The 13,938-nt window shown below is 63.7% G+C and carries 10 protein-coding genes and 1 tRNA gene; 3 read left to right on the top strand and 8 right to left on the bottom strand.

All coding sequences use genetic code 11. The features are described 5' to 3' along the window. Both Q7V31_RS08110 and Q7V31_RS08105 read right to left on the bottom strand, forming a co-directional pair. The gene (locus Q7V31_RS08110; RefSeq protein WP_304733568.1) at positions 1-2,049 is read right to left on the bottom strand and encodes an AsmA family protein; all 2,049 of its coding nucleotides are present in this window, start codon (positions 2,047-2,049) and stop codon (positions 1-3) included. 97 nt (positions 2,050-2,146) lie between these two features. Further along, positions 2,147-3,076 carry an alpha/beta fold hydrolase gene (locus Q7V31_RS08105; protein WP_304733567.1) on the bottom strand — a complete coding sequence of 310 codons (930 nt, stop codon included), beginning with the start codon at positions 3,074-3,076 and terminating at the stop codon, positions 2,147-2,149. 161 nt (positions 3,077-3,237) lie between these two features. Here Q7V31_RS08105 and Q7V31_RS08100 point away from each other — a divergent pair, with 161 nt between their 5' ends. Both Q7V31_RS08100 and Q7V31_RS08095 read left to right on the top strand, forming a co-directional pair. Next, the gene (locus tag Q7V31_RS08100) at positions 3,238-4,611 is read left to right on the top strand and encodes a sodium-dependent transporter (RefSeq protein ID WP_304733566.1); all 1,374 of its coding nucleotides are present in this window, start codon (positions 3,238-3,240) and stop codon (positions 4,609-4,611) included. A gap of 101 nt (positions 4,612-4,712) precedes the next feature. Continuing rightward, a tRNA-His gene (locus Q7V31_RS08095) sits at positions 4,713-4,789 on the top strand. A gap of 12 nt (positions 4,790-4,801) precedes the next feature. Here Q7V31_RS08095 and Q7V31_RS08090 read toward each other — a convergent pair. From Q7V31_RS08090 to Q7V31_RS08065, 6 genes are all read right to left on the bottom strand, one after another. After that, positions 4,802-5,335, bottom strand: coding sequence for a PAS domain-containing protein (locus Q7V31_RS08090; RefSeq protein WP_304733565.1), 534 nt, complete (start codon positions 5,333-5,335; stop codon positions 4,802-4,804). 133 nt (positions 5,336-5,468) lie between these two features. Further along, a complete protein-coding gene (locus Q7V31_RS08085; protein ID WP_304733564.1) occupies positions 5,469-7,919 on the bottom strand; it encodes an FAD-dependent oxidoreductase in 2,451 nt (816 codons plus the stop codon). Between the two features lie 5 nt (positions 7,920-7,924). After that, positions 7,925-8,815, bottom strand: coding sequence for a choline kinase family protein (locus Q7V31_RS08080; protein WP_304733563.1), 891 nt, complete (start codon positions 8,813-8,815; stop codon positions 7,925-7,927). Then, on the bottom strand, positions 8,812-10,809 hold the full coding sequence (locus Q7V31_RS08075) for a proline/glycine betaine ABC transporter permease (protein WP_304733562.1): 1,998 nt from the start codon (positions 10,807-10,809) through the stop codon (positions 8,812-8,814). The genes Q7V31_RS08080 and Q7V31_RS08075 overlap by 4 nt, the downstream gene beginning before the upstream one ends. Further along, on the bottom strand, positions 10,806-11,840 hold the full coding sequence (locus Q7V31_RS08070) for a glycine betaine/L-proline ABC transporter ATP-binding protein (protein WP_304733561.1): 1,035 nt from the start codon (positions 11,838-11,840) through the stop codon (positions 10,806-10,808). The genes Q7V31_RS08075 and Q7V31_RS08070 overlap by 4 nt, the downstream gene beginning before the upstream one ends. A 123-nt stretch (positions 11,841-11,963) precedes the next feature. Further along, entirely contained in the window at positions 11,964-12,845 is an 882-nt protein-coding gene (locus Q7V31_RS08065) for an ABC transporter substrate-binding protein (RefSeq protein ID WP_304733560.1), read from the bottom strand. Positions 12,846-13,144: 299 nt separating this feature from the next. Between Q7V31_RS08065 and Q7V31_RS08060 the strand changes: the two genes are divergently transcribed. Then, on the top strand, positions 13,145-13,906 hold the full coding sequence (locus Q7V31_RS08060; RefSeq protein ID WP_304733559.1) for a DeoR/GlpR family DNA-binding transcription regulator: 762 nt from the start codon (positions 13,145-13,147) through the stop codon (positions 13,904-13,906). Positions 13,907-13,938 lie beyond the last annotated feature (32 nt).

The raw sequence follows: 13,938 nt of genomic DNA, 5'->3' as shown, positions 1-13,938 counted from the left end.
CTACCGCCCGAAAAGCTGCCGCAGCGCGTCCTCGGGTCTGGGTTTTGCGGCCGGCTCCGTCTCGTCGCTCGCGGGCGCTTCCTGGCTGCCCCCGCTACCGCCGTCATTTGCCGGTGCTTGCTCCTGCGCGGCCGGCGGGCGGCCCATCAGGCTGTCGATCAGGCCTTTGCCGCGGTCCTCGCGGATCGATTTGATCGTGCTCTCGATATTCTCGCGGTTCTGGATCATGGATGCGAGGTCGGGCGCAAAGCGCGGGTTCGACCACGCGCCGGTGATCAGGATCGGCACCTCGATGCCTTTGACATCCGCCTGACCGCCCTGTCCTTCGAGCGAGGCCGCGAGCCTCGGTTCCACCCTGTAGTTGAGTGTCTTTTCGAGGATGTTGGCGGTTCCCGCGCCGTTGACGCGGATCAGCGGCGACAGCAGCCGGAGATCGCTATTGGCAAGCACCCCGTTGGTGATCGTGAACGTGCCGCCCATTTCGGAAAAGTCGGTGTCCTGCGTGCCGCCCGATTGCCAGCCGCTGGTTGCGGCACCGAGCGCCGTGCGCGCCAGTTGTGCGAGATTGATGCCCTTGATCTTGCCGTCGGTGAACTTGACACTGCCATTACCGTTGAGCGCCGACACCATGGCGCGCTGCGAGCGGCCCGAGGCGCTGACGGCGATGTCGACAGCCGTGGTGCCCTGCAGCCGCTTGAAGTCGGCGGCGTCGGTGAGGAAGGGCTCGGCAGCAAGCCCGGCCAGCTTGAAATTCGCGTTGATCTGCGGCGTCGCGCTGGCGCCATTGACGGTCAGCGCGCCCGCGCCCGAACCGCCGTAAAGTCCGAGTTTGCCAAGCGTCGCGGTCAGGACGCCACCCGCCAGTTTGAGATTGAGCGCGCTCTCGCCGATCTCGATCTGCTGAAAGAGGACTTGCCCTGCCCGCAGGGCAAAGTCGGCATCAACAGCCTTGAGACCCGAAAGATCGATCGGGTCGGTGCTCCAGCCCGGATCGCTTGCTCCGCCGCCGCCGCTGCGCGCGGTGCTACCGTCGTTTTCAAGATAAGCGTTGACGTCGACACGATCGACAGTCAGGTCGCCCTTGACATGGGGTCGTGTTCCGCCGGTTCGAACCGAGAGCGTGCCTGTCGCATTCATCCCGTCAAAGCCGATGATGGCGTCGGAAAAACTGTAGGTCTCGCCGCTGCCGCTGGCTTTCCCCTGGATTGAAAGCGGGCCGAAGCCCTTGCCGGCCGGCATCGGGCTGCCCGCCCATGCTGCCAGCGCTCGCACGGAGGGCACGGCAAGATCGACGTCGCCCGCAAAGGCGAGGCCGTCGAGTGCTTTCAGTGTGCCGCCATAGGACGCCTTGACCTTGGGCGCGGAAATCGTCAGCGCGACGGGCGTCTGGCCACCTTCGGTGAAGGCGCGGGGACGGTCGGCTTTGAGATCGAAACGAATTTCGTCGCCGTTCCAGACCAGCGATCCATCGGCCACGAACGGATCGTCAAGCCGCGGCAGGGCGAGGCTTACGTTGACCTTCTCCGCGGCGTAGCTGGCGCCGGTCTGGGCATTGGCGTAGCTGGCGCGGCCATTCTGGATCGAGATTTCGCCGAGGCTGATCTCGCTCACGGTCATGCCGTTTGACGACGAGCCCCCGCTGCCGCCTGCCGGCGCGCTTGCTGTCTCGAATTGCCAGTTGGGCGTTCCGTCGCGCCGAACCTCCAGATGGATTGCAGGATCGACCAGCACGAAACTGTCGATTTCGACGGCACCCCGGAAGAGCGGCATCAGCTTCAGCGTTGCGCGCATCTCCTTCATCGAGGCCATTTCGCGCTCTTTCGCCCAACTTGCGTTGGAAAACCCGACATCTTCGATGGAAACCGCAATGTTGGGGAAAAACGAAAGGCCGACTTCGCCGTCGATCCTGATATCCCGTCCCGTTTGCGCTTTCACGGCCTCAGCGACCTGCGCCTTGTAGGTCGCCATCGGGATCAGCATCGGCACCGCGACCGCCACGACGACGAGAAGCAGCAGAATACCGATGAAAATTGCGAACAGGCGGGACATGGGGAGCGCTCCGGGAATGAGGTCTCGGCAGATTGCGGGCCGAATGTGACCGCAACATGATGCCGGATCTTGCCGTATTGGCGCAATGGGCGGTTGTTCAGTCGGCGATGAGCAACCGTCCGCCGAGCCCGGCCTGCGGCACATGCCGGCCCTCGATCCATGCTCGGACCATCGCGTTGACGGTCTCGGGCGCTTCCTGCTGCACCCAATGCGACACCTGTGGCAGATAGCGGATGGTGAAATCGCTGACGAGTTCGTCCGTGCCGTAAGTAAGTTCCTTGCCGAGAGCGGAGTCCTCCTCGCCCCAGATCATCAGCGTCGGCGTTTCGAGGATCGGCGGGTCGCTCCACACTTCGGGCTGCGGACCGCGGAAACCGGCGCGGTAATAATTGATCATCGCCGTCATCGCGCCCGGAATCTGCGCATTCTTGCGATAGTGATCGAGCACCTCGTCGGGAAAGCGCGACTTGTCGACGGCCATGCCGCGGAATGCCTCGCCGATGGCGCGCGCGTTGCGCGCCAGCAGCAGCTTCTCCGGCAGCCACGGAATCTGGAAGAAGAAGATGTACCAGCTCTTCTTCAATTGCGCCCATGTCCGGATGCGCTTCGCCATCAACGCCGGATGCGGCAGGTTCATCACGATGAAGCGTTCGAGCGGGCGGATGCCGGCAAGCGCAAACGTCCATGCAATGACGCCGCCCCAGTCATGCGAAACGAGTGTCGTCGGGCCGGAAATGCCGCGCGCCCGCGCCGCGTCGATCAACCCGGCGACGTCGTCGAGGAGATACGACATTGCATAGGCCGCCCGATCCTTCGGCCGCGACGTCCCGCCATAACCACGAAGATTTGGCGCCCAGACTGTGTAGCCGAGTTCGGCAAAGAGCGGCATCTGATGCCGCCACGAAAACTTGCTTTCCGGAAAGCCATGCAGCAGCAGCGCGAATTTCTGGCCATCGCCGCAAATATCGACTTCGAAGGCCAGCCCATTGGCCTCTATATAGGCGGTGCGGATCGGATGGGCATTCATGCGGGTCTCCCGGTGTGCCGGATGCGCGTCGCGGGCGACTATAGGCGATTCCCTTGCCGCCGCGAGCGCCGGGTGCTTGGCGCGGCAGGCCACCCCGGGCTAGGCTTGGGTCCGAGCAGGTCGGGGAAGATCGGACGTCTGGCAGTTGGGGGATACCGGAAATGACGACACCGTTTGCGCCGCGGCGATGGTCTTCGCGCTTTGCTTTTTTAATGGCTGCCATTGGCAGCGCCGTGGGGCTCGGCAATATCTGGCGCTTCCCCTACATCGCCGGTGAGAACGGCGGCGGCGCCTTCATCGCGATTTACGGCCTGACGATGCTGGCGATCGCGCTACCCATTCTGGTCGCCGAGATCATGTTGGGCCGCATGGGCCGGTTGAGTCCGATCAACACCATGCGCAAGTTGGTCGCCGAAAACCGCGCCGCGCGTATCTGGATGATAATCGGTTGGGGCGGTACCATCGGCGCCTTTGTCGTTCTCTCTTACTACGCCGTCATCGGTGGCTGGGCGCTGAAATATGTCGAGCTGGCGCTCACCGGCGCCTTTGCCGGCGACGATCATGCGGCGACGCTGGCGCATTTTGAAAGCTTCATTGCCGACCCCTATGCATTGAGCTTCTGGCAGACGCTCTTCCTGCTGCTCGTGGTGGGAATCGTTGCCGTTGGCGTGACGTCGGGCATCGAGCGCGCGGTCGTTTCGCTGATGCCGGCTCTGTTTTTTCTCGTGGCGGCCATGGCAATCTACGCGACGACAACGCAGGGATTTGGCGCCGCAATGGACTTCATGTTCGCCTTCAAATTCGAGGATGTGAAGCCCGACACAGTTCTGGCGGCGATCGGTCAGGGCTTTTTCTCCGTGAGCGTCGCTCTCGGCGCAATGATGACCTACGGCGCCTATCTCGACAAAGACGTATCGATCGGACGTTCAGCCGTCATTATCGCGGTTGCCGACACCGGCATCGCGATCATGGCCGGCATCGCCATATTTCCTCTGGTCTTCACCTACGGGCTTGAACCGACGGCCGGGCCGGGCCTCACCTTCATCACGCTGCCGATTGCTTTCGGCACGATCGGCGGCGGCGTGCTGATCGGCTCGGTCTTCTTCCTGCTGCTTTCGATTGCCGCCGTCACCTCGGCAATCTCGCTGCTCGAGCCGGTGGTCGCCTGGGCCGAGGAAGTGGTCGACATGTCGCGCCGCAAGCTCGCCGTCATTACCGGTATTCTGGTCTGGCTGCTCGGCATCGGCACGGTTCTGTCGTTCAACCTCTGGGCCGACTACCGCCCGCTGGCGCCTCTCGGGATACTTGCCGACAAGACCTTCTTCGACACGCTTGACTATGTGGCGTTGAACATCCTGATGCCGACGGTCGGTGCGATGGTGTCGCTCTTCGCCGGCTGGGTGCTGACCCGGGAGTCCGTTGAGGAGGCTTTGGGCGTGCACGGCCGCCGCTGGCTCCCGCTCTGGCGCTTTTCGCTGCGTTATGTGGCCCCGCTGGGCGTGGTTTCGATCTTTGTGGCCAATGTGCTGATGTAGGCCCGGATAGGTCTTTCTCGGCCCTTGTCATCGGCGTGGCGCCGAATTAAGTTCCCGGCCATTCGCGGGCATCCTCTTTTGGGTGCCTCCGCCTGATTTGTGCAGCCGTAGCTCAGCTGGTTAGAGCGCTAGATTGTGGATCTAGAGGTCCCCCGTTCGATCCGGGGCGGCTGTACCATTCTTCCGGAAATCAGCTCTTGGCTGGCGTTGAGGTGACAAAAGCGCCGCCGAAGAGCTGCTCGATTTCCGAGCCGCCCGCGGTCAGTGGCATAATCACCGCATGCATTGTGAGAACGGCGCTGGCGGTGAGAACCGGCGCCTTGAGGAAGATCGGCCGCGCCGCCGCAAGAGCGCCGCTCGCGACATCGATCCACCGCTTCCGAACCTGCTCCGGCGAAAGGTCGGAGCCCGGCGCGGGCTGCATTTGCGTAAAGCGTTGGTCGGTACGATCGCAGCCCATCCAAGTGGCAAGCTCGCTGCCGAAAAGCCGGAAACGGAAATCGCGACCGCCATCGATCACCTCGATGATGGCGACCGAAGGCAGCATGCGTGTGAAGTCCGATGGCCGGATGTCGGCGCGGTCGGGTATCGGCCGTTCGCCGCGCCTGGACTGCCAGTAGTCGTGGAGCGCTATGGCGTCGGTATTCTCCGGCGCGTCCAGAAGCGTCACCGGCGATGCGGTGTCGATCCGGCGCGGCGCGGCCTGCGAGGTGAATGAAGACAAGGTCGTGCTCTCCCGCGAATCCGTCGGTGACCTTTCGTTAGTCTCTCACCGGCCGGTTAACGGAAGCTGACCGTCGCTTGCGTCAGGCGCCCGGGAGGTGTTTCCTTCTGGCACGCGCATCGCCGCTTCGCGTTCAAGCCTTGATTCGCGCCATTTTCGGATCGTGCAGCGGTTCGAGATGGACCTCGGCCGGAATGCGGACGGTCGCGACCTCCAGCTCATAGCGGCCCGCCATCACATAATCCGCGGTCACGCCGGCCGGATGGCGCACATAGCCATAACCGATCGACTTGCCGACCGTGTAGCCATAGCCGCCGCTGGTCAGCCAGCCCACGCGTTCGCCATTGCGGTAGATCGTTTCGCGGCCGAGCAGGATCGTCTCGGGATCGTCGACCGTGAAGCAGGCCAGCATCTTTTTCACGCCCGCTTCCTTCTGGGCCAGCATCGCCTCGCGTCCCTTGAACGGCACGTTCTTGCGCAGCTTGACGGCCCAGCCCAGCCCCGCCTCGAGCGGCGTGTGATCGGGACCAATATCCGAACCCCAGGCGCGATAACCCTTTTCGAGCCGCAGCGACTCGATGGCGCGGTAGCCGGCATTCGAAATGCCATGCGCCGCGCCCGCCCGCATCAGCGCCTCATAGACATTGACCGCATATTCGACCGGCAGATGCAGTTCCCAACCTAGCTCGCCGACATAGGTGACGCGGAGCGCCAGAACTGGGCAGCCGGCAATACCGATGCGTCGCGCCTGGCCGAAGGGGAAGGCCGTGTTCGACACATCGTCGCGCGTGACGGCTGCCAACACGTCGCGTGCCTTCGGCCCCATCAGCGCCAGCACCGCGTTCGACGAGGTGACGTCGACGATCTGTGCGTTCATGCCGGCCGGAATGTTGCGTGAAATCCAGTCGAAATCATGCGTCGCAAAGCCGGTGCCGGTCACGATGTAGAATTCGTCAGGCGCAACGCGCGCCACGGTCAGGTCGCATTCGATGCCGCCCCGGTCGTTGAGCATTTGCGTATAGGTCAGGCTGCCCGGCGCCTTGGCGACGTCATTGGCACAGATCCATGTCAGCGCCGCTTCGGCATCGGGCCCCTTCACCGTGAACTTGGCAAACGACGTCTGGTCGAAAATCGTCACGCCTTCGCGCGTTGCCTTGTGCTCGCGCCCGACCGCGGCAAACCAGTTCTGCCGGCCATAGCTGTAGCGATCTTCCGGCGTTTCGCCGGCCGCCGGATCGGCGAACCAGTTGGGGCGCTCCCAGCCCAGCTTTTCGCCGAAACAGGCCTGCTGCTCCTTCAGATGGGCATAGAGCGGCGAGCGCCGGCAGGGGCGTCCGCTTAAGTGTTCCTCGAAGGGCCAGGCGATCGTGTAGTGCTTGCCATAGGCCTCGAGCGTTCGCGTCCGGACCCAGTCGGTGTCGAAATGCGGTCGCCCGAAACGCCGGATGTCGACCGGCCACAAATCGTAGGGCGCCTCGCCCTTGACGACCCATTCGGCCAGCGCCTGGCCGGCGCCGCCGCCGGAGGCAATGCCGAAGGCATTGAACCCGGCGCCGACAAAGAAGTTCTTCAGCTCCGGCGCTTCGCCGAGAATGAAATTGCCGTCCGGCGTGAAGCTTTCGGGTCCGTTGATCAGCGTCTTGATGCCGGCGGTCTGCAGCGCCGGCACCCGCCCCAGGGCCAGTTCCATGATCGGCTCGAAATGATCGAAATTGGAGCTGAGCAGCGTGTAGTGAAAGCCGTCGGGAATGCCGTCCATGGCCCAGGGAATCGGATTGGGCTCATATCCACCCATCACCAATCCGCCAACTTCCTCCTTGTAGTAGGTCAGCCGGTCGGGATCGCGCAGTGTCGGCAGGTTCGATTTCACGCCCTCGATCTTCTCGGTGATCATGTATTGATGCTCGACCGACACCAGCGGCACATTGACGCCGACCGTGGCCGCAAGCACGCGCGTCCACTGCCCGGCGCAGCAGATCACGATCTCGCAATCGATCCGGCCATGCTCGGTCACGACGCCGCGAATGCGCCCGTCCTCGACATCGATCGAGACGACCGCGGTATCCTCGAAAATCCGGACGCCCGACATGCGCGCGCCCTTGGCAAGGGCCTGCGTCACGTCGGAGGGATTGGCCTGGCCGTCGGTCGGCAGGAAGGCGGCCCCCACCACGTCGTCGATCTGCATCAGCGGCCAGAGATCCTGCGCTTCTTTCGGGCTCAGCAGATGCATTTCGAGACCGAAGGAGCGCGCAGTCGTCGCCTGTCGCTTGACCTCCGTCCAGCGCTCGGCGTTGCAGGCAAGCCGCAACCCGCCATTCATCTTCCAGCCCGTACCGAGACCGGTCTCCTCTTCGAGCGTATTGTAGAGCGCGACCGAGTTGCCCAGCAGCTGCGTGATGTTGGCGCTGGTCCGCAACTGGCCGACAAGGCCGGCCGCGTGGAACGTCGTGCCGGAGGTCAGTTTCTTGCGCTCAAGCAGAACGGTGTCGGTCCAGCCCAGCTTTCCCAGATGATAGGCCGTCGAGCAGCCGACGATTCCGCCGCCGATGATGACCGCCTTGGCCGTGCCGGGTAACGCGTGCATGTCTTTCAGGTCCTGTTGAAGGCGCTATAGGCCGCGTCGAAGCGCGACAGGTTTTCGGCCGTATAGGCGGCATAATCGAAGTCGATCTTGGAATGGAGCTCGGAGACCATGCTCCACATGGTCTCGCGCAGCAGCGACGCGCATTTCATCGCCGCATAGCGGCGGCGGAGATCGTCGGTCGCGGGCGTCTCGAAATAGGTTTCGAGCAGCCATGTTTCCTGGGCCGGCGTCAACTCGTTGTTGGAGGCAAGCCCGCCAAGGTCGAACAACGGACTGTTGAAGCCGGCATAGTCCCAGTCGATCAGCCAGAGCCGCTCGCCATCGTCGAGAAAATTGGCCGGCAGCAGGTCATTGTGGCCGAACACCATCTCGACCGGCCCGACGGCCCGTTCGAGCTTGTCGGCCGCCGCCAGAAAGTCGGGCAGCCGTGTGAGGTGGCGGCTCCGGCCGGCCTTCAGCGTCCAGCCGTAATCGCGCACCACATGGAACACCCAGAAGGCGAGGACCGGCCCGCGCAGAAATTTCGGAATCTCGCGGTGGCATTTTTTCAGCAGGGGCACGATGCGTGCCAGCATGGCCGGGTCGCGCACATCGGCAGCTGTCAGCGTTTTTCCTTCGATGAAGTCGATGACCAGCGCGCCCGGTTCGTGATGGATCACGGCCGGCGATATACCGGCATCGGCCGCGGCCCGTGCCGCCGCCAGTTCGTTGAAGCGCATCACCTGGTGAACCGGCAGGTCGTCGCCGATCCGCGCGACATATTTGCGGCCGCGATCCTCGACCACGAAATTGACATTGGTGATCCCGCCCTTGAGCGGCACCGGGTTGACCCGGCTCTTCCAGCAGGGAAGGGTGGCGGCCCGGCGGAGGGGATTGTTTTTCCGTTTCCAGATCATGCGAGTCCCAGTCTCTGGCGGGTTCGAGCCGCACCGGCCGAGATCAGGCGATCGGCAATGATGGCGATAAAGGCGATGGCGGCGCCGGCCACGAGTCCGCGCCCGACATCGGCCTTTGTCAGCGCGATATAGACCTCCTGTCCGAGATCGCGCGTGCCGACAAGCGCGGTAATGACCAGCATCGACAGCGCCAGCATGATCGTCTGATTGATGCCGAGCATGATCTCGGGCATTGCGAGCGGCATCTTGATCCGCCACAGAAGCTGGCGCCGCGTGCAACCCGACACGATGCCGGCTTCGATCAGTTGCGGGTCGATGTTGCGGATGCCATGTGCGGTGTAGCGCACGGCGGGGGCGAGCGCATAGAGAATAACCGCGATCATCGCGGCAAAGTCGCCGACCCGGAACAACATCACCACTGGAATCAGATAGACGAAGCTTGGCAGCGTCTGCAGCGTATCGATGACGGCGCCGACGATCCGCTGGGCATGCGCATTTTCGGTCGCCAGTATGCCCAGTGGAATACCGATCATCGCAGCAATGGCGACCGAGATGCCGCAGAGATAGATCGTCACCATGGCCAGTTCCCAGAGACCGTTGACGGCAATGAAAACCGAAAGGCCGAGACAGAGCGTGGCGAGCCGCCATCCGCCCAGCTGCCAGCCCGCAATCGTGGCCAGCAGCACGAGCCATGGCCAGGGCAGCGCCAGCATGAAGCGCTTCACCGGCATCAGGATGTTGACCAGCATGAAGACCTTCGCCGCTTCGAACTGATCGAAGAAGGCGATATTGATGCTCCGCACCAGATCCGACCAGAACGGCGCCGTCGTGACGGTGGCGCTGGCCGGATAATCCTGCAGGGCCGGAACGAAAAGCCCGGCAAGACCGGTCCCGAGCACGACCAGCGCCGTGGTGACGAGCCAGGGATGGCGCGTCAGGTAGTTGCTGCTCTCGCTGTGCCTGTAGCCGCTGCGCTGGGCAAAGGCCTGGCTCAGCCGGTCGAGCGCGATGGCGAGCACGACAATAGCGATGCCGGCTTCGAGGCCCGCGCCGATATCGAGGCGGCGCAACGAACTCAGCACTTCGAAGCCGAGCCCGCCCGCGCCGATCATCGAGGCGATGATCACCATGTTGAGCGACAGCATGATGACCTGGTTGACGCCGACCATCAGGCTGGGCGTCGCGGCCGGAACGAGCACCTTCCACGTCATCTGGCGGCGGCTGCAGCCGACCATCACCGCAAAGTCGCGAATTTCGGACGGGACCGCACGCAGTGCCAGTGTTGTGACGCGCACCATCGGCGGCATCGCATAGATGACGGTTGCGATCAGCGCCGAAACGGGACCGAAGCCGAACAGAAACAGGATCGGCACCAGATAGGCAAAGATCGGCACCGTCTGCATCAGGTCGAGCGCCGGCGTCAGCACCCGGTCGAATGTGCGCCAGCGATAGCCGGCGATCCCCAGCAGCAGCCCGCCGACCACGCCCAGCGGCACGGCGATCAGGATCGAGGACAGCGTCACCATCGCGCTGTTCCATTTGCCGAAAACGGCGAGATAGAGGAAGCAGCCGGCCACCAGCAAGGCGAGGCGCCAGCTGCGCGCGTAATAGCCCATGGCCGCGACGATGAAGACGACGGCGAGCCAGCTGAGCGACGGCAGAAGCTGAACGGCGTCCCGGCCGAGGCCGCGCACGAAGCCGCCCACCAGCAGCGAGCGGATGAAGTCGTAAGGCTGTTTCAGAAGCCAAGCGAGGCCGCGCGTCATCTCGGTGAAGGTGAAGAAGTGGAAATGGACCTCTTCGACCAGCCATTTCATCGCGGCCGAGATTTGCGCATTGAGCGGCCAGCGCCATGCGGCCGGATATTGCATTGCCCATCCGGCGTCGATGGCCGCGGTCATGCTTGCACCATGCGCGGCAAGAAAGAACGACGCGATCGCCGCCGCCAGCCAGAACGCGGCCCAGGGTGTCAGTCTGCGGCCCGCGATCGTCATGCGCCGGCGTCCCGTCCGATCAGGACATTGACCACGCGCCGGCGGTCGATGCTGCCGACAATGCGGCCTTCGGCATCGACGACGGCGAACGGCTTGTCCGCGGCCTCGACCTGGTGGGCGATCTGCGCCACGCGCGCACGCTGGGGCACCGTGCCGGCGGTCTCGCTCTCCCGCAGCACCGGTCCCATCACCGTGCCCGCCGTCAGCACCTTGGCGCGCGAGACGTCGCGGGTGAATTCGGCCACATAGTCGGTGGCGGGGTTCAGGACCAGTTCCTCGGGTGTTGCCACCTGCACCATTTCGCCGTCCTTCATGATGGCGATGCGGTCGGCAAGCCGGATCGCCTCGTCGAAATCATGCGTGATGAAGACGATGGTCTTGTGCAGCATGTTCTGCAGGCGCAGGAACTCATCCTGCATTTCGCGCCGGATCAGCGGATCGAGCGCGGAGAAGGGCTCGTCGAGAAACCAGATATCCGGCTCAACGGCAAGCGAGCGGGCAATACCGACGCGCTGCTGCTGGCCGCCCGACAACTCGCGCGGAAAATAGCTCTCGCGGCCGCCCAGTCCCACCAGTTCGATGATCTCGCGCGCGCGCGCCTCGCGTTTGTCGCGCGGCACGCCCTGGACCTCGAGCGGGAAGGCGACATTCTGCAACACGTTGAGATGCGGCAGCAGCGCGAAGTGCTGGAACACCATGCCCATCTTGTGGCGCCGGATCTCGATCATCTCGCGCGTGCTGGCGCGCAGAAGGTCGCGGCCGTCGAAAAGAATCTGGCCGGAGGTCGGCTCGATCAGGCGCGACAGACAGCGCACCAGCGTCGACTTGCCGGAGCCGGAAAGTCCCATGATGACGAAGATTTCGTCCTGCCGGACGTCGATATTGACATTGCGCACCGCGCCGATCAGGCCGGCCGCCTGGATGGCGGCCGCGTCGGCGCCCGCGCCGTGCCGCGCGACAAACCGGGCGGCGCCATCGCCGAACAGTTTCCACAGATTGCGGCAGGCGAGCTTGACGGGCTTTTCGGACATTGACGCTCTCAATGGGAGGGATGACCGTCGCACCGGCAACCCATCCGGCTTGCACTGGCAGCGAAGCGAGAGCGGGCCAGCAAATCGCTGCTGGCCCGCCGTCTTGTTCGGTTGCAGATCGGCCTATTCGAGCCAGGCCGACCAGCGCTCCTCATTCTCGCTCATCCAGTCGGCGACGACCGCATCGAGCGCGGCACCGTCGAGGTCGACGGCAGCGATCATGGCAGCCATTTCGTCATTGGAAATGTTGAACGCCTTGATGGCGTTGTAGGCGCCCGGCCACTTGTCCTTCACGCCGGCCCAGCCGACCTTCCAGATCGGCCCGCGCGGCTTGCCGCAGTCATAGGCCATATCGGGATTGGAGCCCCAGGCCGGGTCGCTGTAACACTCCGGCGTATAGGTCGGGAATTCGATCCACTCGCCTTCGAACTTGATCTGTGCCCAATGCGGCGCATAGACCCAGAGCAGGATCGGCGCCTTGCGGTCATAGGCCGACTGGAGTTCGGCAAAGAGCGCGGCATCGGTGCCGGCATGAACGACTTCGTAGTTGAGGCCCAGCGCCTCGACGCGTTCATCGTCGAACCCGCCCCATGTCACCGGCGCACCGAGATAGCGGCCCTTCGGTGCGGTTTCAGCGGTGGCGAAAACATCGGCGCAATCGTTCAGCGCTTCCCAGTTGGGCAGGCCCGGACATTTTTCTTTTACATAGGCCGGGTACCACCACTCCTCGACGGCTTCCATCCCGGTCTCGCCGAAATTCTCGACGGTGCCGGTTGCAATGGCTTCGTCCATCGCTTCGCGGCCGGTGGTCTCCCACATTTCCATCGCGACATGCACGTCGCCGGTCTTCAGGCCGGTGAACTGCGCCAGATAGTCGGCCTGCACAAGTTCCACATTGTAGCCGCCCTTCTTCAGCACCTCGGCCATGATGTTGGTGGTGATGAGCTGCCCCGACCAGTCGTGCAGGGTCAGCTTGATCGGATCTTTCGACTCCGGCTCGGCCATGGCGGTCCCCGCTACCGCCAGGCATGCGACGGCGCCCGCCAGGGCTCCGACAACTCCTGAACTCCGCATGGTCATCCCCTTCTGTTGTTGCTGATGCCGACCCGGTCAGTACGGCGGTCATACGCCCGCCAGCCTCCCCGATCCCGTTCAAGCGTTAATGTTCATGCGTCAATCCAATATTTGTCAACACAAAGCGTTTGGTTTTGTTGTTTTTGGTGGCTTATGTTGCGAAAAGGAAGAAACGATGCGGTCTGCCGCGCGCGCGGGAAGGCCGCCAAAAAAAAGGCGTCAGTGGCTCGATGCATGCGACCCATCGCGAAATGGAAATTCTTGACGCGCTCCGGCGCTCGGGTTCCTGCCGTATTCACGAGCTGGCGCGGCGGCTCGATGTGTCGGAGGAGACGATACGGCGCAATGTGCGCAAACTTGCGGATAACGGGCTGGTGCGGAAGGTCCATGGCGGGGTCTATCTGCCCGACACGGTCCAGGAGCTGACCTTCCATCAGCGGATGGACGAGAACCCGGATGCCAAGCGCCGCGTCGCCGATGCCGTGGCCGGCATCATTCGTGACGGCGATTCCCTGTTCCTCGATATTGGTTCGACCACGGCCTATGTCGCCCAGGCGCTGCGCAACCATCGCGACCTGCTGGTCGTCACCAATTCGGTCGCGGTGGCGCATACGCTGGCAACGCGCAACGACAATCGCGTCTTCATGGCGGGCGGCGAATTGCGTTCGCATGACGCCGGCGCCTTCGGCCGCGAGGCGCTGGCCTTTGTCCGCCAGTTCTCGGTTCAATATGCCGTGCTGTCGGCCGCCGCCATCGATGCGGCGACGGGCTTCATGCTGTTCGATCTGCAGGAAGCCGAATTCTCGCGCGAGATCATGGCCCGCGCCGACAAGACGCTGGTCGCGGCAGATGCAACCAAGTTCGGCCGCCGCGCGCCGATCCGCCTTGCCGGACCGGAGGCGATCCATCTGCTGGTGACGGATGCCGCGCCGCCGCCCGAGATTGCCGAAACGCTCGCCGCCGCCTCGGTCGAACTCGTCATCGCCGGATGACGACTTCGCGCTTGCGCATATCGGCCCTGCAA

It is taken from the genome of Parvibaculum sp. (assembly GCF_030651915.1).
Taxonomy (GTDB): domain Bacteria; phylum Pseudomonadota; class Alphaproteobacteria; order Parvibaculales; family Parvibaculaceae; genus Parvibaculum.
The sequence above is the reverse complement of the archived record's forward strand: the minus strand, read 5'-3'. Positions and strand labels throughout refer to the sequence as shown.

Coding starts and splice junctions, on each gene's coding strand:
- Q7V31_RS08110 (WP_304733568.1), bottom strand. CDS start 2,049: ATGTCCCGCCTGTTCGCAATTTTCATCGGTATTCTGCTGCTTCTCGTC.
- Q7V31_RS08100 (WP_304733566.1), top strand. CDS start 3,238: ATGACGACACCGTTTGCGCCGCGGCGATGGTCTTCGCGCTTTGCTTTT.
- Q7V31_RS08065 (WP_304733560.1), bottom strand. CDS start 12,845: ATGGCCGAGCCGGAGTCGAAAGATCCGATCAAGCTGACCCTGCACGAC.
- Q7V31_RS08070 (WP_304733561.1), bottom strand. CDS start 11,840: ATGTCCGAAAAGCCCGTCAAGCTCGCCTGCCGCAATCTGTGGAAACTG.
- Q7V31_RS08105 (WP_304733567.1), bottom strand. CDS start 3,076: ATGAATGCCCATCCGATCCGCACCGCCTATATAGAGGCCAATGGGCTG.
- Q7V31_RS08075 (WP_304733562.1), bottom strand. CDS start 10,809: ATGACGATCGCGGGCCGCAGACTGACACCCTGGGCCGCGTTCTGGCTG.
- Q7V31_RS08080 (WP_304733563.1), bottom strand. CDS start 8,815: ATGATCTGGAAACGGAAAAACAATCCCCTCCGCCGGGCCGCCACCCTT.
- Q7V31_RS08060 (WP_304733559.1), top strand. CDS start 13,145: ATGCATGCGACCCATCGCGAAATGGAAATTCTTGACGCGCTCCGGCGC.
- Q7V31_RS08085 (WP_304733564.1), bottom strand. CDS start 7,919: ATGCACGCGTTACCCGGCACGGCCAAGGCGGTCATCATCGGCGGCGGA.